Here is a 22016-nt window from a genome sequence, read left to right as displayed (position 1 = left end):
GAGGCGGGCCGGTCTTCTCGACCGACCCGCCTCTCACCTGCGGTTTCACTGTCGGGCTGACAGGATTTGAACCTGCGACCCCTTGACCCCCAGTCAAGTGCGCTACCAAGCTGCGCTACAGCCCGAGCGCCAGGCGGCTCGCACCGCCCGGACGCTTGCGTAGAGCAGGTTACCGCACCCGGGATCGCGTCCCGACCGGTGGTCAGCTGCCGGCCGCCACCGGGTCCCGGTCGCCGGCCAGCACCGCGCGCAGCCGCTCGGCCACCGCGTCGACGTCGTGAGGCGGGCCGTAGCCGGCGTCGAGGAAGCTGCCGTGGTCGCCGGGGAACTCGACCGCCGCCGTCCCCAACCGCTCGGCCAGGGCGAGACCGCCCCGGTGCGCCAGCTGCCCGGCCGAGCCGACGCCGACGGCGGCCACGATCCGGGTGGACGCGCGGCGCAGCGCCTCGACGTCGTGCTCGTACGAGGTGCAGGTCAGCAGGTTCTGCGCGAGGAGCACGTCGTCCCGCGAGCCGTCGTCCTCGGCCGGGAGACCGAAGGCGGCCGGATCCGGAGCCGGCTGGGCGGTGTAGTCGTCGGTCACCGGCCCCGAGTGCATGACCAGCCGGATGAACTCCGCCATCCCGGCGCCGAACCCGGCGCGCACGTACGTGTCGTGCACGTGCCGGTTCGCGGCCAGCGCGGGCTCGCGGTCGGGCAGCAGCTGCACCGCGGGCGGCTCGTGCGCCACCAGGGTGCGCACCTGCTCGGGGTGGCGGGCGACGAGCACCAGCGCGTTCACCGCTCCCCCACTGCTGGCGAACACGTCGACCGGCCCGGCGTCCAGCGCGTCGACGAGCCGGGACAGGTCGTCGGCGTGCTCCTCGGGCGTGGACTCGACCGCGCCGTCGGTGCGCCGGCTGCGGTCGGCCCCGCGCGGGTCGTAGGTGACGACGGTGCGGTCGGGGAAGCGCGCGGCCAGCGAGGCGAAGCCCGAGGCGGCCATCGGGGAGCCGATGAGCAGCAGCGGCGGCTCCGAGGCCGACGAGCCGGGCCGGACGTCGTAGGTGAGGACGGCGCCCTGCGTCTCCAGGGTGTGCGTCTGCGGTGCGGTCATGCCAGGGAGACCGCCGTCGACGGCCGGACTCATCGGTGCGGGGCGTCGAGGTCGACCACCCGCCACCGGGCGTCCAGCGCGGCCGTGTCGTGCGTCACCAGCAGGACGGTGCGGGGGTCGCGGGCGAGCCGGTCCAGGACGCGGGCCGACAGCGCGGTGTCGAGGTGCGCGGTCGGCTCGTCCAGCAGCAGCACGTCGGCCCGGCTGAGCAGCGCCCGGGCGAGCGAGACGCGGGCGCGCTCGCCGGCCGACAGCCGCTCCCCCGCCTCCCCCAGCCAGCCGTGCAGCCCGGGGTCCGCGAGCAGGCCGGCCAGCCCGACGTCGGCCAGGACGGCGGTCAGCTCCTCGTCGGGAGCGTCGTGCCGGCCGAGGCGGAGGTTGCCGGCCAGGGTGCCGCCGAGCACCTGGGGTGCCTGGGCCGACCAGGCCAGCCGGGACCGGACGCCGTCGAGGGCCAGGTCGCGCAGGTCGGTGCCGCCCAGGGTGACCCGCCCGGTGTCGGGGTCCCGCGCGCGCAGGGCGAGGGCGAGGACGCTGCTCTTGCCCGCGCCGCTGCGCCCGGTCAGCGCCACCTTGGCGCCGTCCGGCACGGCGAGGTCGAGGCCCGCGACCGCGGCCTCCGCGGCGCCGGGGTAGCGCAGGCCGACGCCCTCGAGGCGCAGCCCGGACCCGGCGGGCAGCGGCCGCGGCGCCTCCGGGTCGGTCACCGCGGGACGCAGCGCGCCCAGGGCCCGCACCCGCTCGGCGGCGGCCCGCACCCCGCCCGCGGCGCTCCACGCCGCACCGAGCCCGCCCACCGCCTCGAAGGCCCCGAGCACCCCGAGTGCGCAGGCCGCGAGGAGCAGCGGGCCGGTCGTCCCCGCGGCGACGTCGGCCCCGACCAGCCAGAGCGCCGCCACGAGCCCCAGGCCCGGCACGCCCTCCCGGCACGCGGTCGTCACCGCGGTGAGCCGCGCCCTGGCCCGTTCGGCCTCCTCCTGCCGCAGGAGGGCCTCGTCCAGCGCGCGCAGGGCCGTGGCCCCGCCGTCGCCGCTGAGGTGGTCGGGCAGGCCGCGGACCAGGTCCAGCGTGTCGGCCGCGACGTCGGCGTCGGCCAGCGCCGCGGCCACCGCCGCCCGCCGTCCGGCGCGGGCCGCGGCGGCCGGGACGGCCACCCCCAGCACCAGCAGGAGGACGGCCAGGACGCCGGCCGTGGCCGGTGACACCAGCGCGGTCAGCCCCACCGCCGCCCCGCCGGCGAGCACGGCGACCCCCGCGGGCACCAGCAGCCGCGCGACGACGCCCTGCAGCTCGTCGACGTCCGTGCGCACCCGGGACAGCAGCTCGCCGCCCCGGGCGCCGGTGAGCGCGGCCGGCGCGAGGGGTGTCAGCCGCTCGAGCAGCCGGCCGCGCACCCGCGCGACCACCCGCAGGCTGACGTCGTGGGTGACCAGCCGCTCGGCGTAGCGCAGCGCGGCCCGGGCGACGCCGAACAGGCGCACCCCGGTGATGAGCGGCATGAGGACCAGCAGCGTCGAGGGCCGCTGCGCCGCGCCGGTGATCAGCGCCCCCGACGTGGCCAGCAGCGCCGCGCCGGACAGCACGGTCAGCGCCCCCAGGACGACGGCGAGCGCCGCCCGCGGGCCCCCGGCCAGCGCGAGGACCTCCCTCATCGCGGCACCGCCGCACCGCGGACTCCGCCGTCGACCACCGCGCCGTCCTCGATCACCACGACCCGGTCGTGCAGTGCCAGCGGCGCGGTCCGGTGCGTGACGGTGACGACGGTGCGCCCGGCCGCGAGCTCGTCGAGGGCGGCCAGCACCGCGGCCTCGGTGGCCTCGTCGAGCTGGCCGGTGGGCTCGTCGAGCACGAGCAGCGCCGCGTCCCGGACGAACGCGCGGGCCAGCGCCAACCGCACCCGCTCCCCGCCGGAGAGCCGGGCGGCGTCCTCGCCCAGCGGTGTCCTCACGCCCTCCGGCAGCCGGCGGACGACGTCGAGCAGCCCCGCCCGGGCCAGCGCCTCCTCGACGTCGGCGTCGGGAGCGCCGGGCCGCCCGAGCCGCACGTTGTCCGCGACGCTGCCCGGCAGCAGCCACGGGCGCTCGGGCACGTAGGCGACCCGGGCCCGCCAGCTGTCGGGGTCGATCTCGGCCAGGCGGACGCCGCCCACCAGCACGCTGCCCTCGTCGGGGACGGCGAAGCCGAGCAGCAGCCGGACCAGGCTGCTCTTGCCCGCACCGCTCGGCCCGACGAGCGCGGTCCGGGACAGCGGCGGCAGGTCGAGGTGGACGCCGTCGAGGGCGGCCCGCTCGCCGTACCGCAGGGTGACCCCGCGCAGCTCGACGTGGGGCACCCCCGCCGGCGCCGGCCGGGTGCCGCGGTGGGGCGCGGGCGCGTCCAGCAGCGCGAACACCCGCTCGGCGGCCGGCGCCCCCTCGAGGCCGGCGTGCCGGTCGGCCCCCAGGGCGCGCAGCGGCGCGAAGAACTCCGGCGTCAGGAGCAGCACGAGCAGGGCGCGCTGCAGGGTCAGCTCGCCCTCGAACAGCCGCACGCCGACGGTGACCGCGACCAGGGCCGTGCACAGCACCGCGCCGAACTCCAGCACGAAGCCGTTGAGGAACGCCGTCCGCAGCAGCCGCAGCGTGCTCCGCCGGTGGGCCTCGCTGACGTCGGCGAGCCAGCGGGCGCTGCCCCGCGCGCGGCCGTAGGCCACCAGCGTGGGCAGCACCCGCAGCGTGTCGACCAGCGCGGCGCCGAGCCGGGCCAGCGTCTCCCACTGCGCCCGCGACGCGCGGGCGGCCAGGGTGCCGGTCAGCCACAGGAACAGCAGCACCAGCGGGCCGGTCAGGAGCAGGAGGGCGCCGGCGGCCGGGTCGAGCACCAGCACCGTCGCGGCCACCAGCGGCGGGACGACGGCCGCGGTCACGGCGCCGGGCAGCAGCCGCCCGACCACGCCGTCGAGCCTGCCGACGCCCTCGGTGACCGTGGTGACCAGCTCGCCCGCCCGCTCGCCGGCCACGGCGGCGGGGCCGAGGACGGGCAGCCTGCGCAGCAGCGTGGCCCGCAGCGTCCGCCGCACCCGAGCGGAGGTCCGGGCCGCCGCCCGGTCGCGCACGCCGGCCACGGCGGCGCGGGCGCCCCAGGCCGCCAGGACCCCGGCCAGCAGCCCGGCCAGGGTGCCGGGTGTCCGGCCGTCCTCGACGACCGCCGTCACGAAGGCCGCGACCAGCGCCCACTGCACGACCAGCAGCGCCCAGGTCAGCAGCCCGAGCACCCCGCAGACGACCGCCAGCCGCCGGGGGGCGGGCAGGCTCAGCAGGCGGGCTGCGGGGCCGCGAGCCATCAGTACCCGTGGGTGAGGGCGCCCTCGTCGGGGCGGACCCGCTCCCGGAAGACGTAGTAGTTCCAGGTCTGGTAGCCGATGATCAGCGGCAGGAAGATCCCGCCGACCCACGTCATCAGCACCAGCGTGTAGTGCTGGCTGGCCGTCTCCTGCAGCGTGAGGCCGAAGCCCGGGTCGAGCGTCGAGGGCAGCACCTCGCCCCGGGTGAACAGCGCGATGAACACCGTGACGGTGGCGAACAGGACGGTCAGGCCGCTCATGGTGAACGCCAGGGTGTCCCGGCGGCGCGACAGCGCCAGCCAGATGCTGGCCAGCGTCAGGAAGGCCGCGACCGGGAACACCCAGGACGCGAACCCGAAGTCCTCGAACAGGTCCTCGGTCACGTAGCCCATGACGACGAACGCCACGATCGCCACCGTCGCCAGCGCTCCCCACCGCAGCGCCGCCGTGCGCGCCCGGTCGTAGAGGACGGTGTCCTTGTGCAGGCGCAGCAGCAGGAAGTTGGCGCCGTGGAGCATGAACAGCAGCAGCGTGGTGACGCCGCCGACGATCGAGAACGGCGTGAACATCTCGGCGAAGCCGCCCTGCACCCGCCCCTCGGCGTTCACCGGCAGCCCCTCGATGATCTTGGCCATGATCACGCCCCACAGGAACGACGGGACGACGCTGCCGCCGAAGGACATCCAGTCCCAGAAGGAGCGCCACCGCTCGCTGTCGACCTGGTTGCGGTACTCGAAGGAGACCCCGCGCAGCAGCAGGGCCAGCAGGATGAGCACGAAAAGCGGGTACATGCCGCTGAACACCGCGCCGTACCAGACCGGGAAGGTCGAGAACATCAGCCCGGCCGCGGCGATCACCCAGACCTCGTTGCCGTCCCAGAACGGCCCGATGGTGCCGGTGAGCGCCCGCTCCTCCGCCTCGGTCCGCGCCAGCGTCGGCCGCAGGATGTCGACGCCGAAGTCGAAGCCCTCCAGGAAGAAGTAGAGGGTGAAGGCCAGCGCGATGAGCCAGAACCACAGCGTGACCAGGTCCACCGTCAGTCCCTCTTCTCGTACCCCTGGAACCCGACGCCCTCGTAGTCCGGCGCCGGGGCGGCGACCAGCTGGGCCTCGGGCTTGCGGTGGATGCCGGCCCGCGCGGTCACCGTCAGCAGGTAGACGTCCAGCCCGATGAGCGCCAGGTACACCGCCCACAGCCCGATCAGCCCCGCGAGCACCTCGCCGGCGGAGTTGGGGCTCACCCCCTCCTGGACGGTGAGCAGGCCGTAGACCATGAACGGCTGGCGGCCCATCTCGGTGACCATCCAGCCGGTGAAGTTGGCGATCCAGGGCAGCGGGATGAACAGCACCAGCGCCCGCAGGAACCAGCGGGTGGTGTCCAGTCGCTGCCGTCGCCGCCACCAGAGGAACAACCCCAGGAACGCCGTCGCCAGCAGCAGCGAGCCGATGGCCACCATGATCCGGAAGGACCAGTACACCCACGCGACCGGCGGGATGTAGTCGCCCTCGCCGTAGAGCTCCTGGTACTCCTCGTTGAGCGGGATGAGCCCCTCGTAGCGGCCCTCCAGGCTGTTGTAGGCCAGCACCGACCCGACGAACGGGATCTCCACGTTGAACGTGTTCTGCTGCCCCTCCTGGTCGATGACCGCCACCAGCGACCACGGGGCCGGCGAGTCGGAGGTCTCCCACTGGGCCTCCATGGCCGCGAACTTCATCGGCTGGTCCTCGCGCGCGACCTGGGCCTCGGTGTGCCCGCTGACGATCGAGAACACGGTGCCGATGGCGGCGAAGACCAGCCCGAGCCGCAGCGACCGGGAGTAGACGTCGGTGTCCTGCCGGCGCAGCAGGTGGAAGGCGCTGATGCCGAGCACGAAGAAGGCGGCGACGACCCAGGCGCTGCCCTGCACGTGCGCGAAGTAGAGCCAGGCCTTGTAGTTGAAGACGACCTCGGAGAAGGAGGTGAGCCGCGCCTGGCCGTCGACCACCTCGTAGCCGACCGGGTGGTGCATCCAGGCGTTGGCCAGCACGATCCAGAACGCGCTGATCTGCGTGCCGATCGCGACCAGCCAGATGCTGGCCAGCCGCATCCACGGCTTGAGCCGGTCCTTGCCGAACCACCACAGCCCGATGAAGGTGCTCTCGAGGAAGAACGCCATCAGCACCTCGAGCGCCAGCGGGACGCCGAAGATGTTGCCGACGAAGTCGGAGTACTCGCTCCAGTTCATCCCGAACTGGAACTCCTGGACGATCCCGGTGACCACGCCCACGGCGAAGTTGATGAGGAAGAGGTGACCGAAGAAGTTCGTCATCTTCCCGTAGAGCTCGCGCCGGTCCTCGCGGACGAAGGCGATCGTCTCCATCACCGCGATCAGGAACGCCAGCCCCACGGTGAGCGAGACGAAGAAGAAGTGGAAGATGCTGGTCGAGGCGAACTGGAACCGCGAGAGCTCCACGACGTCCACGCGCACCACCTCGGTCCGGGACCGGGAAGGGGGGAGGCGCGGGGCTGACGCCTCGGCACCGGCGACCGGGGCCACAGACTCGCACGCGACCGGCCGCGTGGCACCCCCAGCGGGCGCCCGGCTCCGGCCGGGCGGAGCCCGCCCGGCCGCTGGTCAGCCGCGCGGCCGCTCGCGGCCCTCGCGGACCCGGACCGAGATCTCGATGGGCGTCCCGTGGAAGCCGAAGCGCTCGCGCAGCTTGCGCTCCAGGAACCGCCGGTAGCCGGCCTCGAGGAACCCGGTGGAGAAGACGACGAACCGCGGCGGGCGGACGTCGGCCTGCGTGACGTACTTGATCTTCGGGGCGCGGCCACCACGGGCCGGTGGCGGGGTCTCCTGCACCAGCGCGCGGACGTAGGTGTTCAGCTCCGCCGTCGGCACCCGGGTCTCCCAGGAGTCCAGCGCCTGGCGCAGGTGCTGGGCGAGCTTGTCCACGCCGCGGCCGGTCTTCGCCGAGACGTTCACCCGCGACGCCCACCTCACCCGGGCCAGGTCGCGCTCGACCTCCCGCTCCAGCTGCAGGCGGCGGTCCTCGTCGAGGACGTCCCACTTGTTGAAGGCGATGACCAGCGCGCGGCCGGCCTCGATCACCTGGGTGATGACCCGCTGGTCCTGCTCGCTGACCACCTCGTCGGCGGCCAGCAGGACGACGGCGACCTCGGCGGCCTGGATGGCGGCCTCGGTGCGCAGGCTGGCGTAGTACTCCATGCCGCTGGCGGTGTTGACCTTGCGGCGCAGGCCCGCGGTGTCGACGAACCGCCACTCCTCGCCGCCGAGGGTGACGATCGAGTCGACCGGGTCGACGGTGGTGCCGGCGACCGAGTCCACGACCGAGCGCTCGTCGCGCGCCAGCCGGTTGAGCAGGCTGGACTTGCCGACGTTGGGGCGGCCGACCAGCGCCACCCGGCGCGGGCCCTCCTCCTCCTCCTGCTCCCGCGGGGCCTCGGGCAGCGCGTCGAGCACGAGGTCGAGCAGGTCGCCGCTGGCCCGGCCGTGCAGGGCGCTGACCGGCTGGGGCTCGCCCAGGCCGAGCGACCACAGCTCCGCGGCGCCTGCCTCGCTGCGCTCGTCGTCGACCTTGTTGGCCACCAGGACCACCGGCCGGTCGCTGCGGCGCAGGATCCGCGCGGCGGCCAGGTCGGTGTCGGTGGCGCCCACCTGGCTGTCGACGACGAAGACGATGACGTCGGCGGTCTTCATCGCGTACTCGGCCTGGCGGGTGATCGACGCGCCCAGCCCGCTGGCCTTGGGGTCCCAGCCGCCGGTGTCGACGACGGTGAAGCGCTTGCCGTTCCACAGCGCCTCGTAGGCGATGCGGTCGCGGGTGACGCCCGGGGTGTCCTGCACGACGGCGGCGCGGCGGCCCAGGAACCGGTTGACCAGCGTGGACTTGCCGACGTTCGGCCGGCCGACGATCGCGACGACCGGCAGCGGACCGGTCTGCTCGGTCATCGCGCGACCCCCACCGTCGAGAGCGCGAGCTCCACCACCCGGTCGACGACGCCCTCGCGGTCCAGGTGCGTGCTGTCGACGACGACGGCGTCCTCGGCCGGGCGCAGCGGGCTGTCGGCGCGGCTGCTGTCGTACTCGTCGCGGCGGCGCAGGTCGGCGGCGAGCTCGGCGATCTCGTCGGGCGTGGTGAGGCCGAGCTGGGCGGCCCGTCGCTGGGCGCGGGCCTCGGGCGCGGCGGTCAGGTAGACCTTCAGGGTCGCGTCGGGCAGGACGACGGTGCCGATGTCGCGGCCCTCGACGACGACCGCGTCGGCCGCCGCCACCAGCGCACGCTGCTGGTCGACCAGCCGGCGGCGCACCGCGGGCACCGCCGAGACCGCCGACACCGCGCGGGTGACCTCCGGGCCGCGGATGCGCACGGCGACGTCCACGCCGTCGACCTGCACCAGCTCGGTGTCGGCCGCCGTCCCGACCTCGACCGCGGCCGCGGCGACGGCGGCGGCCACGGCCTCGGCGTCCTCCGGGTCCACGCCGGCGTCGAGGACGGCGACGGTGGCGGCGCGGTACATCGCGCCGGTGTCCAGGTAGGCCGCGCCCAGCCGCGCGGCGACCGCGCGCGCGACGCTCGACTTGCCCGTCCCCGACGGCCCGTCCAGCGCGACCTGGCCGGTGAAGTCCGCGCTCACTGGGCGATGTCCCGCCGCAGCGCCACGGCCCCGCGCAGGTACACGTGCTGCACCTCGGCGCGCGGCCGGTCGGTCTCCACGTGGGCCATCAGCCGCAGCACCCGCGGCAGCGCGTGCGGCACGCCGATCTCGGTGGCGCACATCAGCGGCACGTCACCGAAGCCGAGCTCGCGGGCGGCCAGCGCCGGGAACTCCGAGACGAGGTCGGGGGTGGCGGTGAACAGGATGCTGATGACGTCGTCGTGCTGCAGCTGGTTGCGCTCCATGACCGCGGTGACCAGCTCGCGGGTCGCGTCGAGGACCAGCTCCCGCTCGTCGGCGTCCACCTGCGTCGCGCCCCGGATGGCTCGGACGGCCACTACCACTCTCCTCGATCGGTGCGGGGCGACGGGTCGCCGTGCCCCTCGGTCGAGTCTAGGTACCCCCTCCGGACCGTCCTCCGCCGTCCCGGGTCGGTCGAGGACGTCGGCGTCAGCCGAGCCGCTCGGCGGTGAGGTCGCGGACCTCGGCGTAGCGCTCGCGGACGGCGGGCACGGGGTCGGCCTCGTGGACCTCGGTGGCGGCGCTCGGCCAGACCGGCGGAGTGTCGCTGCCGGCGAGCACCCAGGCGGCCTGCCGGGCCGCGCCGTCGGCCACGTACTCCCCCGGCGGCGGGACCAGCACCGGCACCCCGAGGACGGCGGGGGCGATCCGGCGGACCGCCTCGGAGCGGGCGCCGCCGCCGACGAGGAACACCCGCCGCACCGGCGTCCCCCCGGCGGCCACGGCCGCGAGCCCGTCGGCGAGCCCGCACAGCAGGCCCTCGACGGCGGCCCGGGCCAGGTGCGCCGGCTCGGCGGTGGCCAGGGTGAGGCCGTGCAGCGCCCCCGTGGCGTGGGGCTTGTTCGGTGTCCGCTCACCCTCCAGGTAGGGCACGAGCACCAGGCCGCCGGCCCCGGGCGGCGCGGACAGCGCCAGCCGGGACAGCTCCGCGTGGTCGACCCCGAGCAGCCGGGCCGTCGCGTCCAGCACCCGGGCGGCGTTCAGGGTGGTGACCAGCGGGAGGAAGTACCCGGTGGCGTCGGCGAACCCGGCGACGGTGCCGGTCGGGTCGGTCATCGGCGTGGTCGAGACGATGGAGACCACCCCCGAGGTGCCGACGGAGACGACCACGTCGCCGGGCTCGGCGGCCAGGCCGAGGGCCGCGGCGGCGTTGTCCCCCGTGCCCGGCCCGAGCACCGCTCCCCCGTCGGCGACCAGGTCACCGGCGGCGACCGTGCCGGCCGGCTCGGCCGGGCCGAGCACGCGCGGGACGACGGGGGTGCGGCCGAAGGCCCGCTCGAGCAGGTCGAGGCGGTACTCGCCGGTGAGGGGCGACCAGTAGCCGGTGCCGCTGGCGTCCCCGCGGTCGGTGACGAGGGCGTCCACGCCGGGCGCCCCCGCCAGCTCCCAGGTCAGCCAGTCGTGCGGCAGGCACACCGCCGCCGTGCGCGCGGCGTTCCCCGGCTCGTGCTGCGCCAGCCAGCGCAGCTTGGTGACCGTGAACGACGCGACCGGCACCAGGCCGACGGCGTCGGCCCACGCCTGCCCGCCGCCCAGCTCCGCGGTGAGCTCCCGCGCGGCACCGGCCGAGCGGGTGTCGTTCCACAGCAGCGCCGGGCGGACCACCGCGCCGTCCTCGTCGAGGCAGACCATCCCGTGCTGCTGCCCGCCGACCGCGACGGCGGCGACGTCGCCGAGGCCGCCGGCCCCCTCGATCGCCGCCTGCAGCGCGGTCCGCCAGGCGGCCGGGTCGACCTCCGTGCCGTCGGGGTGCGGCGCCCGGCCCTCCCGCACGAGGGCGCCCGTCTCGGCGTCCCGGACCACGACCTTGCACGACTGGGTCGACGAGTCGACCCCGGCCACCAGCGTCATGACGGAGTGCCTACCGGACTCAGCGGGCGCCGAGCACGTGCTCGAGCATCAGCTGGTCGAGGCGGACCACGCCGGCACCGCGCTGCGCGACGGTCTCGGCGTCGAAGTCCTCGAACGCCGAGCGGTCGGCCAGCAGGTCCTCGAACGTCTCACCCTCGGCCAGCGTCGGTCGGCGCAGCTCGGGCACCCGCGCGGCAGCCAGCGCCTCCTGCACCTCCGGGTCGGCGCGGAAGGCCGCGGCCCGCTCCTTGAGCAGCAGGTAGGTCCGCATGTTGGCCGCAGCCGACCGCCAGACGCCGTCCATGTCCTCCGTGCGCATCGGCTTGTAGTCGAAGTGCCGGGGACCGTCGTAGGCGCGGCCGCCCTGCGGGCCGCCGTTCTCCAGCAGGTCCACGGTGCTGAACGCCTGCAGCAGGTCGCCGTGGCCGAACACCAGGTCCTGGTCGAACTTGGGCCCGTGCTGGCCGTTGAGGTCGATGTGGAAGAGCTTGCCCAGCCAGATCGCCTCGGCGATGCCGTGGGTGTAGTTCAGGTTCGACATCTGCTCGTGGCCGACCTCGGGGTTGATCCCGACCAGGTGGGCGTGCTCGAGCTTGTCGATGAAGGCGATGGCGTGCCCGATGGTGGGCAGGAAGATGTCGCCGCGCGGCTCGTTGGGCTTGGGCTCCAGGGCGAAGCGCAGGCCGTAGCCGCGGGCCTCGGAGTAGGCCGCGAGGGTGTCGATGGCCTCGGCGTAGCGGTCCAGCGCGGCGATCAGGTCCTTGGCGATGTCGACCTCGGTGCCCTCGCGGCCGCCCCACAGCACGTAGGTCTGCGCGCCCAGCTCCGCGGCCAGGTCCATGTTGCGCATGACCTTGCGCATCGCGAAGCGGCGGACCTCGCGGTCGTTGGCGGTGAGCCCACCCTCCTTGAACACCGGGTGGGTGAACAGGTTGGTCGTCACCATCGGCACGACCAGGCCGGTCTCGTCCACAGCGGCGCGGAAGCGCTTGATGTGCCTGTCCCGCGCGGCGGTGTCGCTGCCGAAGGGGATCACGTCGTCGTCGTGGAAGGTGACGCCGTAGGCGCCGAGCTCGGCCAGCCGGTGCACGCTCTCCACCACGTCCACGGCGGGGCGGGTGGCGTCGCCGAACGGGTCGCGGGCCGGCCAGCCGACCGTCCAGAGGCCGAAGGTGAACCGGTCGTCCTTGGTGGGCTGCAGCGAGCTCATGCCATCTCCCTCGATCGGATTTGTTCTGCCGTAGAACATAAAGCAGTCGGGCGGCTAACCTCAAGGGGTGCGGACGACGGAGCAGACCGGGGCGCGGCAGTCGACGCTGCGCAGCTCCAACCTCGCCCTCGTGCTGCGCACCGTGTGTGCCGCGGATGGGCCGCTGTCCCGTGCTGACGTCGCCGCCCGCACCGGGACGACGCGGGCGACCGCCGCCCGCCTGGTCGACGAGCTCGTCGCCGGCGGGCTGCTCGACGAGGGCGAGCGGCTGGCGCCCCCACGGCGCGGCCGCCCCGCGACCCCGCTGCTGCCGGGCGCCCGGATCGGCGCGCTGGGTCTGCAGGTCGACGCCGGGCTGCTGGCCGCGCGGGTGCTCGACCTGCGCGGCCGGGCCGTCGCCGAGCACGTGGAGGACGCCGACCTGGTGGGCAGCGACCCGGCGCGCACGCTGGCCCGGCTGGGCGGGCTGACCACGGCGCTGCTGGACGGTCCCGCCGGGGAGCTGCGGCTGGCGGGGGCCGGGCTGGCGCTGCCCGGACTGGTGGACGGCGAGGTGCTGCTGCGCGCGCCGAACCTCGGCTGGTCCGACGTCCCCGCCGTCGACCTGCTGGCCGCGCACCTGCCCGGCGGGCTGCGTCCGGTGCTGGGCAACGAGGCCGACCTGGCCGCGCGCACCGTGGCCGAGGCCGCCCCCGGGCGGCCTGGCCCGCTGCGCGACTTCCTCTACGTCTCCGGGCAGATCGGCATCGGCGGCGCCGCCGTCCTCGGCGGGCGGGTGCTGACCGGCAGCGCCGGCTGGGCCGGCGAGGTGGGGCACGTCTGCGTGGACCCCGACGGGCCGACGTGCCGTTGCGGCTCGACCGGCTGCCTGGAGCAGTACGCCGGGCGGCACGCGCTGCTCGCCGCCGCCGGGCTGCCGCGGGGCACGCCGCCGGCGGAGGTCGTCGCCCGCGCCGGGGACGCCGACGTGCAGCGCGCACTCGACGCCGCGGCCGGCGCGCTCGGCGTGGCGCTGGCCGGCGTGCTCAACGTGCTCGACCTGCCGGCCGTCGTCCTCGGGGGGCACCTGGCCGCGCTGGCCGAGCCGCTGCGCCCGCGGCTGGAGGAGCTGCTGGGCCGGCGGGTGCTCTCGGCGCGGTGGCGCCGTCCGGTGGTCGAGGCCGTTCCCGGTACGCCGGCCGCGGGCGCGACCGGTGCGGCGCTGCGGGCGCTGGACGGCGTGCTCGACGACCCGGTGCGCTGGGTCCCCTAGAGACCCACGGCCTCCTCGAGGGCGCCGACCTCGGCGCGGGTGAGCCGGCGGATCGACCCGCTGCGCATGCGCTCGAGCTTGACCGGTCCGACGGCGGTGCGGGTCAGCCGGGACACCGGCAGCCCGACGTGCGCCAGCAGCCGCCGCACGATGTGCTTGCGCCCCTCGTGCAGCACCACCTCGACGACCGACTGCCCGGCGTGGGTGTCGACGACGCGGAAGGAGTCGACCTTCACCGGGCCGTCCTCGAGCTCCACGCCGCTGCGCAGCCGGCGGGCCAGGTCGCGCGGGATCGAGCCGGACACCTGCGCCAGGTAGGTCTTCTTGACCTCGTACGAGGGGTGCGCCAGCCGGTGGGCCAGCTCGCCGTCGTTGGTGACCAGCAGCAGGCCCTCGGTGTCCTGGTCCAGCCGGCCGACGTGCACCAGGCCGGGCGCGAGGTCGCCGACCATGTCGCCGACGGTCGGGCGGTTGCGGTCGTCGCTCATCGCCGTGATGACGCCGGCGGGCTTGTTCAGCGCGTACGTGACCCGGTCGTCGCGCAGCTCGATGCGGACGCCGTCGACGGCGATCTTGTCCCGCTCCGGGTCGACCCGCATGCCCTGCACGGTGACCGTCGTGCCGTTCACGCTGATCCGGCCCTGGTCGACCATGTTCTCCACGACCCGGCGCGAGCCGACCCCGGCGCGGGCCAGGACCTTCTGCAGCCGCTCCCCCTCCGCCGCGGCGTCGCTGCGGGCGCGGCCGCGGTCACCGGGGTGGACGGGGGCGAGTTCCATGTCCTCCGACCAGCCCTCGCCGGGGCCGGAGGTGGTGTCGTCGTGCGGGGCGGTGTCCATCCGCTCCAGTCTCCCACCCGGCGTCCCGTCGTCCCCGGATGGGCGGACGTCGCCCCGCAGGGTCGCCGCGCCGGGCCGCTGAGCCCGACTCCCGCGCCGCTCCTGCTGCTCGCGCGCGGTTGCAGCAGCGCGAGGACGCGGGGGGCCGCGCGAGAGTGCCCGGATCGCCGGAGTTCCTCGTGGATCGCCGGTCCTGCAGCGCCGGCAACCCACGAGCAACGCCCGCAATGGGCGCCGGACTGCCTCAGGCGTCGGGGTGCTCGTCCAGCACGGCCGACGGGTCGGGCAGCAGCGGCCCCAGCTCGGGCAGCTCGTCGAGGCTCTCCAGGCCCAGCCGCTCGAGGAACAGCGGGGTGGTCGCGTACAGCCCGCCGCCGCTGTCGGGGTCGGTGCCGACCTCGGACACCAGGCCGCGGGAGATGAGCGTGCGCATGACGCCGTCCACACCGACGCCGCGGATCGCCGACACCCGCGCGCGGGTCACCGGCTGGCGGTAGGCGATGACCGCGAGGGTCTCCAGCGCCGCCTGGGTGAGCCGGCTGCGCTGCCCGTCGACGAGGTAGCGCTCGACGACGCCGGCGTGCTCCTCGCGGGTGTAGAGCCGCCAGCCCTCGCCCACCCGGCGCAGCGTGATGCCGGCGCCGCGGCGGTCGTAGTCCTCGGCGAGCTCGGCCAGCAGGGTCCGCACCCGCGGCACGGGGCAGCGCAGCGCGCCGGCCAGCGTGACCTCGTCGACCGGGGTGTCGACGACGAAGAGCAGCGCCTCCAGCCCACCGCGCAGCGCGGCCGGGTCGAGGTCGGGCTCCGGCGCGTCCTCGGGCTCCGGTCCGTGTTCCGGCTCGCGCGGCGGGACGGCGGCGACAGGCGGGGCCAGGGGCGCCGGTTCCTCGACCGGGGCGGGCTCGGCCACGGGTGCCGGCCGCTCGGCGACCCGGGCGGCCAGCTCCGCGGCGACGGCGTCCCACGTGGCGGGGTCGGCGCCGTCGCGCTGCTCGGCCTCCTCACGGGTGGCGGCCAGCTCGGCGGCCAGCGCGTCCCACGAGATTGGCGGGCGGTCCTCCGTCACGTGCCCTCCTCGCTGACGCTCGTCGGCCACGTGCCGAGCGGTGCTGTGCTCCTGCGTGACCTCGCGGGCTCGGTCACGCGTACTCCCCGTCGACGAGGAGGTCGGGCCCGGCGTCCGCGCCGCCGACCCAGCGCACGTGCAGCTCACCGAGCGGGGTGAGCTGCTCGAACACCACCCGCTGCTGGCGGTAGAGCTCCAGCAGGGCGAGGAACCGGGCCACCACCTCGAGGGTGTGCTCGCAGTCGGCGGTCAGCGCCCGGAAGCTCGCCGTCCCGGCCTCGAGGAGCTGGTTGCGCACCAGCAGGAGCTGCTCGGAGACGCTCACCGGAGGTGCGTGCAGGTGCGAGACGCCGACCGTCGGCGGCACCTTCGGGGTCAGCGCCCTGGTGGCCAGCGCCGCGAACTGCTCGGGGGTGACGCCGAGCAGGACCTCGGGCAGCAGGTCGGCGAAGCGGGGCTCGAGCGCGACGTCGCGGGGGTACCGGCGGACGGCGTCGGCCTCCCGCTCGCGCAGGAAGGCGGCGGCCTGCTTGTAGGCGCGGTACTGCAGCAGCCGGGCGAAGAGCAGGTCGCGGGCCTCGAGCAGCTCGAGGTCCTCGTCGTCCTCCACCTCGGCGGCCGGCAGCAGCCGGGCGGCCTTGAGGTCGAGCAGGGTGGCGGCGACGACGAGGAACTCGCTGGCCTGGTCGAGGTCGAGCTCGTCGCCGAGCGCGTTCAGGTGCGCGATGAACTCGTCGGTCACCTGCGACAGGGCGATCTCGGTGATGTCGAGCTTGTGCTTGCCGATCAGCTGGAGCAGCAGGTCGAACGGGCCCTCGAAGTTCGTCAGCCGGACGGTGAACCGCCCACCGCCGACCTCCGGCGCGCTCGTCGCTGTCACACGTTCAGCTTAGGAGCGGTCACCGACGGTGCCGGACACCGCGGTCCTCTACTTCTTCAGCCGCTGGACCAGGACCGAGTCCTCGCCGCGCTCGGCGAGGTCGGCCAGCAGCACGCTGATCGCCTCGCGGACGATCCGACCCCGGTCCGCGGCCACCCCGTGCTGGCCGCGCAACGTCAGCCGGGCGCTCTCCAGCGCCAGCAGCTCCTCGGCGGAGATGTAGACGGTGATCTTCTCGTCGTGCTTGACGCGCTCGCTGCGCTGCGCCTTGCCGCGGGTGGGCCGGACCGGCGTCACGGTCGGCGCGGGCTGGCGGAAGGACGCCAGAGGGTCGGCGTCGTCGGCACCACCGGGGACCAACGTCAGCGGCGTGGCCGGTGCAGCCGGCTCGGCCGGGTCCCCGCCCCGGCGGGCGGCCCCGCCGCGCAGCGCCGGCGAGCTCACCGTGGCACTGATGCTGGGCAGCTCGGTGACCTCCGGCGCCGGGGCGGCGTCGGTGCGGCGGAACAGCTCCGCCGCGCCCGGCAGGGTCGGACGGCGCGTCACGCCGCCACCTCGCCGGCGCTCGGCGCCTGCGTGCCGCGGCGCGCTGTGCTCATCGGTGAGCTCGCGAGCTCGCTCACAGTGCCAGGACCTCCTTGGCCAGGTCGCGGTAGGCCGACGCGCCCGAGGACGTCGGCGCCCAGGTGGTGATCGGCTGACCGGCGACCGTGGTCTCCGGGAAGCGCACGGTCCGCTGGATGACGGTCTGGAACACCGTGTCGCCGAAGGCCTCGACCACCCGGCTGAACACCTCGCGGCAGTGCACGGTGCGCGCGTCGTACATCGTGGCGAGGATCCCGGAGATTTCCAGCTCGGGGTTGAGCCGCTCCTTGACCTTCTCGATGGTGTCGACCAGCAGGGCCACGCCGCGCAGCGAGAAGAACTCGCACTCCAGCGGGATGACCACGCCCTGCGCGGCGGTCAGCGCGTTGACCGTCAGCAGGCCCAGCGAGGGCTGGCAGTCGATGAGGATGTAGTCGTACTCGTCGCGGACGTCGGCCAGCACCCGCAGCAGCGTCTGCTCGCGCGCCACCTCGCTGACCAGCTGCACCTCGGCGGCCGACAGGTCGATGTTGCTGGGCACCAGGTCCAGGCCGGGGATGTCGGTGGACACCCGCACGTCCTTGAGCGAGGTGCGCCGCTCCATGAGCGCGTTGTAGACCGTCCGGTCGAGGTTCTGCGCCGGGACGCCGAGGCCCACCGACAGCGCACCCTGCGGGTCGAGGTCGATGAGCAGCACCTTGCGGCCGTACTCGACCAGCGCGGCACCCAGGTTGATGGTCGACGTCGTCTTGCCGACGCCGCCCTTCTGGTTGCACATCGCGATGATCCGCGCGGGGCCGTGCTGCGTCAGGGGCTTGGGGTCCGGCAGCCGGCGCATGCGCGCGCGGGCCGGGTCCAGCCGCGGGGCCGCGGCACCCATCTCGGGCTCGGGGTCGGTCGGGAGCGCGAAGGCCTGGCCGGCCGCGTCCCCTCGGATCGCCATCGCTGTCGTGTCCTCCACCTCGTGCCCGTTCCGGCTCTCGCCGGGTGCGGTCAGCCGTTCTGCCGCGCGGGATGTACCGACGGTAAGGAGATAGACACGAACGACCGAGGAGGCACGCCGCACGTCGTGTCGACTTGGCGACCCATGCCAACACAGACGTCGCGTCCGGCCGAAACCGCTGGCAGAAGACGCCGAGGAAGTCCCCGGGCATCTGTCAGGTGAACGCCCGCGGGTGGCTGCTGGCGTACACCTCGCGCAGCCGGTCGACGGTGACGAGGGTGTAGACCTGCGTGGTGGTCACCGAGGCGTGGCCGAGCAGCTCCTGGACGACGCGGACGTCGGCGCCGCCGTCGAGCAGGTGGGTGGCGAAGGAGTGCCGCAGCGTGTGCGGCGACACCTCCGCCGTGAGGCCGGCCCGCTCCGCCGCCGTCCGCAGGATGGCCCAGGCGCTCTGCCGCGACAGCGTGCCGCCCCGCGCGTTGAGGAAGAGCGCGCCGCCGCGCACGCCGGTGCGGCCGGCCGCGGCCAGCGCCGGACGGGCGCGCACCAGGTAGTCCTCGACCGCCGCGAGCGCGTAGGACCCCACCGGCACGATCCGCTGCTTGCCGCCCTTGCCGGCCAGCCGCACCACCGACTGGCCGCGGTCGAGGTCGTCGACGGCCAGCCCGACCGCCTCGGAGATCCGGGCCCCGGTGCCGTACAGCAGCTCGAGCAGCGCCCGGTCGCGCAGCCCACGCGGCCCCTCCAGCGCGGCGGCGGCCTCGATCAGCGCGACCACCGACTCGACCGGGATCGCCTTGGGCAGCCGCCGCGCGGGCGCCGGCGGGCGCACCTCGTGGGCGACGTCGTCGGGCACCAGCCCGTCGAGCAGCGCGAACCGGTGCAGCCCCCGGACGGCGACCACCGCGCGCGCCGCCGACGTGGCCGACAGCGGCGGGTGGTCGTCGTCCCCCTGCCGGAGAGCGGCGAGGAACCCGGCGACGTCGGACTCGGCCACCTCACCGAGCCCGCGCACGCCGGCGGCGTCGAGGAACTCGGTGTAGCGGCGCAGGTCGCGGCGGTAGGCCGAGACGGTGTTGGCCGACAGCCCGCGCTCGACGGTGAGGTGGTCGAGGTAGCCGGCCACCACCCGCTCGACCGGGGACCTCGTGGCGGTGGCCGTCAGCGGAGCACCTCCTCGAGGGGGACGGCGGTCATCCCGTGCGCCTCGGCGACCTCGGGCAGCACCACCTGCCCGGAGACGACGTTGACGCCGTGCGCCAGCGCCGGGTCCGAGTGGACGGCGGCCGCGGTGCCCTCGTTGGCCAGCGCCATGACGTAGGGCAGCGTCACGTTGGTCAGCGCGTGCGTCGAGGTGTTGGGCACCGCGCCGGGCATGTTGGCCACGCAGTAGAAGACCGAGTCGTGCACGCGGAACGTCGGGTCGTCGTGCGTGGTGGGGCGGGTGTCTTCGAAGCAGCCGCCCTGGTCGACGGCGATGTCCACGAGCACCGACCCGGGCTTCATCCGCGACACCAGCTCGTTGCTGACCAGGGTGGGCGCCTTCGCGCCGGGCACCAGCACCGCCCCGACGACCAGGTCGGCGTCGAGGACGGCCCGCTCGACCTCGTAGGCGTTGGAGGCCACCGTCTGCAGGTGCCCCTGGTAGATGCGGTCGGCGGCGCGCAGCTTGTCGATGTCCCGGTCCAGGACGACGACCTCGGCCTGCATGCCCAGGGCGATCGCGGCGGCGTTCATGCCCGACACCCCGGCGCCGATGACGACCACCTTGGCCGCGTAGACGCCGGAGACGCCGCCGAGCAGCACGCCGCGGCCGCCGTGCGCGCGCTCCAGGCTGTGCGCGCCGACCTGCGGCGCCATCCGCCCGGCGACCTCCGACATCGGGGCCAGCAGCGGCAGCGCGCCGCCGGCGGTCTGCACCGTCTCGTAGGCGATCGCGGTGGTGCCGGAGGTGACCAGCGCGTCGGTGCACTCCTTGGACGCCGCCAGGTGCAGGTAGGTGAACAGCGTCTGCCCGGCGCGGAGCCGGGAGTACTCCTCGGCGACCGGCTCCTTGACCTTGAGCAGCAGGTCGGCGTCGGCCCAGACGTCGTCGGCGTCGGCCACGATCGTCGCCCCGGCGCCGGTGTAGTCGCCGTCCGGGATGGACGAGCCCTCCCCCGCGCCCCGCTCGACGAGCACCGTGTGCCCGGCCCGCACCAGCTCGGTCACCCCCGCAGGGGTGAGCGCCACCCGGTACTCCCGGTTCTTGACCTCTCGGGGAACCCCGACCCGCATCGTCCGCTCTCCTGGTCCCGGTGGGACGTCCCGAGGGTGACGGGCGCCGCACCGCGTCGTGGGCCCACCCGATCGGGGCGCGCCTCGCGCGGAGTCTAAGCAGGTGGAGGACCCCTGGGGATCACCCCGCGGTGGTGGCGAACCCGCAGGCGGTGACGGCGGCGCTGCAGACGTCCTCGTCCTGCTGTCCGGTGCCGCCGCTGGCGCCGAGCGCCCCGACCAGCTGCCCGTCGGCGTAGACCGGGACGGCGCCCGGCTGCGGCGTGAAGCGGCCCCCGGTCATCGTGGTCAGCGCGGTGGAGAAGTTCGGCAGGCTGTCCATCTTGGCCTTCTGGCCGGCGCTGGGCATGCCGTAGGCCGCCGCGGTCCAGGCCTTGCCCTGGGCGACGTCGGTGGAGATCCACGGTGCGCCGTCGGTGCGCAGCAGGGCCACGAGGTGGCCGCCGGCGTCCATGACGGCGAAGGACATGGGCACGCCGACCCGGGCGCACTCCTCCCGGGCGGCGGAGAGGAGGGCCAGGGCCTGGTCGGAGGTCAGCACGGGGTCAGCCTGCCAGCGCCCCCGGGGTCTGCGCCTGCGGGGAGGGCGGCCGGGGCGGAAGGTGGTCGGGTCCCCCGTCCGGCAGGAGGAGTGCCCGTGCCCCTGTACGCCCCGTCCCCCGCACTGCGCGGTCGCCAGCTGGCCGCCGACGTCGGGCTGCTGGCCTGGCTGGTGCTCTGGGTGCTGCTGGCCCGGACGGTGCACGGCGCGGTGCTGGCCCTGGCCGAGCCCGGCCGCGCCGTCGAGGACCTCGGCGCGTCGGTGGCCGGCAGCATGTCCTCGGCCGCGCAGGCCGCCGAGGACGTCCCCGTGGTCGGCGACGAGCTGGCCGCGCCGTTCGAGGCCCTGGGCTCGGCCGGCGGGTCGGTCGGCGGCGCGGGGCAGGCCGCGCAGGACGCCGTGGGCACGCTGGCCGCGGTGCTCGCTGTCGTCCTCGTCGTCCTCCCGGTGGGCTGGCTGCTGCTGCGCTGGCTGTCCTGGCGGCTGAGCTGGGTGCGGGCGGCCGGCGCGGCCCGGCGGCTGGCCACCGCCGACCCCGCGGTGCTCGCGGCGCGGGCGCTGGCCACCGCGCCGCTGGGCCGGCTCGCCGACCTGCCGCCCGGCACCGCCGACGCGTGGCGCGCCGGCGACCCGGCCGCGACCCGCGCGCTGGCCGCCGTGGAGCTCGCCCGCCTGGGGCTGCCCGCGGACACCCTCGAGCGGGACGAGCGCCGGTTGGGGTTGAGGTGACGCCTGGGACTGCCGATGACCGGGAGGACACCAGGAGGTACCGCGTGGCACGACGGGCACGACGACGGGGACGCGGGACCGGCACGGTCGCCGCGGTGGCGGCGGTCGGGCTGATCGCGCTCAGCGGGCCGGTCACCGAGGTCGCCGCGACGGTGACCGCCTCCCGGACGGCGCTGCCCGCGGTCCCGGCGCCCGCGGCGGCGCTCCCCCGCCCGGTCACCGTCGTCGCCCCGCCCCCGGCCGCGCCGGCCGCCGTTCCGCCGGTGAGCGGAGTGGACGTCCCGCGTCCCCGGCAGGTCGAGGTGCGGGTGCGCCCCGGTGTCCCCCACGGCGTTCTGCCCGACACCGACCCGCCGCCCTCGTCGTGCGGCGGCTACGCCAATCCCCGGCAGATCCTCCCCGGCGTGGTGCCCGGCGTCGCGTCGGCCACGGTGAGCTGGCAGGCCGACGGGCACACCGAGGTGCGGCGGTACCGGGTGCAGGCGGTCAGCCAGCGGCTGGTGCCCGGCCTGCAGCCCGAGCCGCCGTCGTCGATCGCGCCCCAGCCCGCCGACTGCGTGCCGGTCACGGTGGCGTTCGCCGGGCTGACGTCCGGCGTCCCCTACGTGTTCTGGCTCGAGGAGGAGGTGCCCGACACGTTCGGCGTGCTGCGCTGGGTCCAGGTGGGCACGTCGCAGCCGGTGACCATCGGCTGAGAGGACCACAGCGGCCCCGTCCCGGGTCCCGCCGCGAGCGTGCGAGCGGT

The 22016-nt window shown here is 75.4% G+C and carries 21 protein-coding genes and 1 tRNA gene; 3 read left to right on the top strand and 19 right to left on the bottom strand.

Translation table 11 applies throughout. The annotated features are described in order from the left end of the window. Window positions 1-51: 51 nt before the first annotated feature. From BLS21_RS23530 to xylA, 11 genes are all read right to left on the bottom strand, one after another. Window positions 52-125, bottom strand: a tRNA-Pro gene (locus BLS21_RS23530). Between the two features lie 77 nt (window positions 126-202). Continuing rightward, window positions 203-1096 carry an alpha/beta fold hydrolase gene (locus BLS21_RS23525; RefSeq protein WP_091224211.1) on the bottom strand — a complete coding sequence of 298 codons (894 nt, stop codon included), beginning with the start codon at window positions 1094-1096 and terminating at the stop codon, window positions 203-205. A 29-nt stretch (window positions 1097-1125) separates the two neighbouring features. Further along, entirely contained in the window at window positions 1126-2748 is a 1623-nt protein-coding gene (cydC, locus tag BLS21_RS23520) for a thiol reductant ABC exporter subunit CydC (protein ID WP_091224209.1), read from the bottom strand. Then, window positions 2745-4418, bottom strand: a complete 1674-nt coding sequence (gene cydD / locus BLS21_RS23515) for a thiol reductant ABC exporter subunit CydD (protein ID WP_091224207.1) — start codon at window positions 4416-4418, stop codon at window positions 2745-2747. The genes cydC and cydD overlap by 4 nt, the downstream gene beginning before the upstream one ends. Next, window positions 4418-5452: a cytochrome d ubiquinol oxidase subunit II gene (gene cydB / locus BLS21_RS23510; protein WP_091224205.1), complete on the bottom strand. Its 1035-nt coding sequence runs from the start codon at window positions 5450-5452 to the stop codon at window positions 4418-4420. The genes cydD and cydB overlap by 1 nt, the downstream gene beginning before the upstream one ends. Before the next feature lie 2 nt (window positions 5453-5454). Then, entirely contained in the window at window positions 5455-6879 is a 1425-nt protein-coding gene (locus BLS21_RS23505; RefSeq protein WP_091224203.1) for a cytochrome ubiquinol oxidase subunit I, read from the bottom strand. A gap of 153 nt (window positions 6880-7032) precedes the next feature. Continuing rightward, entirely contained in the window at window positions 7033-8370 is a 1338-nt protein-coding gene (gene der, locus BLS21_RS23500) for a ribosome biogenesis GTPase Der (protein ID WP_091224201.1), read from the bottom strand. After that, window positions 8367-9056 (bottom strand): (d)CMP kinase, encoded by a 690-nt coding sequence (cmk, locus tag BLS21_RS23495; RefSeq protein WP_091224199.1) that lies wholly within the window; start codon window positions 9054-9056, stop codon window positions 8367-8369. The genes der and cmk overlap by 4 nt, the downstream gene beginning before the upstream one ends. After that, window positions 9053-9415, bottom strand: coding sequence for a chorismate mutase (aroH, locus tag BLS21_RS23490; protein ID WP_091224197.1), 363 nt, complete (start codon window positions 9413-9415; stop codon window positions 9053-9055). Before aroH ends, cmk begins: the two co-directional genes overlap by 4 nt. A gap of 112 nt (window positions 9416-9527) precedes the next feature. Continuing rightward, window positions 9528-10949, bottom strand: coding sequence for a xylulokinase (xylB, locus tag BLS21_RS23485; RefSeq protein ID WP_091224195.1), 1422 nt, complete (start codon window positions 10947-10949; stop codon window positions 9528-9530). Between the two features lie 19 nt (window positions 10950-10968). Next, the gene (xylA, locus tag BLS21_RS23480) at window positions 10969-12159 is read right to left on the bottom strand and encodes a xylose isomerase (RefSeq protein ID WP_091224193.1); all 1191 of its coding nucleotides are present in this window, start codon (window positions 12157-12159) and stop codon (window positions 10969-10971) included. 67 nt (window positions 12160-12226) lie between these two features. Here xylA and BLS21_RS23475 point away from each other — a divergent pair, with 67 nt between their 5' ends. Then, window positions 12227-13411, top strand: a complete 1185-nt coding sequence (locus BLS21_RS23475) for an ROK family transcriptional regulator (protein ID WP_091224191.1) — start codon at window positions 12227-12229, stop codon at window positions 13409-13411. Here the strand turns inward: BLS21_RS23475 and BLS21_RS23470 are convergent. The 8 genes from BLS21_RS23470 to BLS21_RS23435 all read right to left on the bottom strand — a co-directional run bounded on the left by BLS21_RS23470 (window position 13408) and on the right by BLS21_RS23435 (window position 20542). After that, window positions 13408-14250 (bottom strand): pseudouridine synthase, encoded by an 843-nt coding sequence (locus BLS21_RS23470; protein ID WP_175479723.1) that lies wholly within the window; start codon window positions 14248-14250, stop codon window positions 13408-13410. The genes BLS21_RS23475 and BLS21_RS23470 overlap by 4 nt on opposite strands. Before the next feature lie 244 nt (window positions 14251-14494). Further along, the gene (gene scpB / locus BLS21_RS23465) at window positions 14495-15316 is read right to left on the bottom strand and encodes an SMC-Scp complex subunit ScpB (RefSeq protein ID WP_091224189.1); all 822 of its coding nucleotides are present in this window, start codon (window positions 15314-15316) and stop codon (window positions 14495-14497) included. Between the two features lie 73 nt (window positions 15317-15389). Beyond that, a complete protein-coding gene (locus BLS21_RS23460; protein ID WP_091224187.1) occupies window positions 15390-16196 on the bottom strand; it encodes a segregation and condensation protein A in 807 nt (268 codons plus the stop codon). A gap of 48 nt (window positions 16197-16244) precedes the next feature. Next, window positions 16245-16742, bottom strand: coding sequence for a hypothetical protein (locus BLS21_RS23455; protein WP_091224185.1), 498 nt, complete (start codon window positions 16740-16742; stop codon window positions 16245-16247). Between the two features lie 73 nt (window positions 16743-16815). Further along, window positions 16816-17724 (bottom strand): ParA family protein, encoded by a 909-nt coding sequence (locus BLS21_RS23450; RefSeq protein ID WP_091224183.1) that lies wholly within the window; start codon window positions 17722-17724, stop codon window positions 16816-16818. 214 nt (window positions 17725-17938) lie between these two features. Then, complete coding sequence (gene xerD, locus BLS21_RS23445; RefSeq protein ID WP_281241971.1) at window positions 17939-18850, bottom strand: site-specific tyrosine recombinase XerD; 912 nt, start codon at window positions 18848-18850, stop codon at window positions 17939-17941. Window positions 18851-18885: 35 nt separating this feature from the next. Next, window positions 18886-20001, bottom strand: a complete 1116-nt coding sequence (ald, locus tag BLS21_RS23440) for an alanine dehydrogenase (RefSeq protein ID WP_091224179.1) — start codon at window positions 19999-20001, stop codon at window positions 18886-18888. Window positions 20002-20122: 121 nt separating this feature from the next. Further along, the gene (locus BLS21_RS23435; protein ID WP_091224177.1) at window positions 20123-20542 is read right to left on the bottom strand and encodes a GlcG/HbpS family heme-binding protein; all 420 of its coding nucleotides are present in this window, start codon (window positions 20540-20542) and stop codon (window positions 20123-20125) included. A 96-nt stretch (window positions 20543-20638) separates the two neighbouring features. Here BLS21_RS23435 and BLS21_RS23430 point away from each other — a divergent pair, with 96 nt between their 5' ends. Both BLS21_RS23430 and BLS21_RS23425 read left to right on the top strand, forming a co-directional pair. Further along, entirely contained in the window at window positions 20639-21271 is a 633-nt protein-coding gene (locus BLS21_RS23430) for a hypothetical protein (protein WP_091224175.1), read from the top strand. Window positions 21272-21315: 44 nt separating this feature from the next. After that, window positions 21316-21966: a hypothetical protein gene (locus BLS21_RS23425; RefSeq protein ID WP_139177270.1), complete on the top strand. Its 651-nt coding sequence runs from the start codon at window positions 21316-21318 to the stop codon at window positions 21964-21966. Window positions 21967-22016 lie beyond the last annotated feature (50 nt).

Origin of the sequence: Geodermatophilus siccatus (genome assembly GCF_900103785.1) — a bacterium.
Classification (GTDB): Bacteria; Actinomycetota; Actinomycetes; order Mycobacteriales; family Geodermatophilaceae; genus Geodermatophilus; species Geodermatophilus siccatus.
Note: the sequence above shows the minus strand (reverse complement) of the source record. Positions and strands in the feature narration are given on the sequence as shown.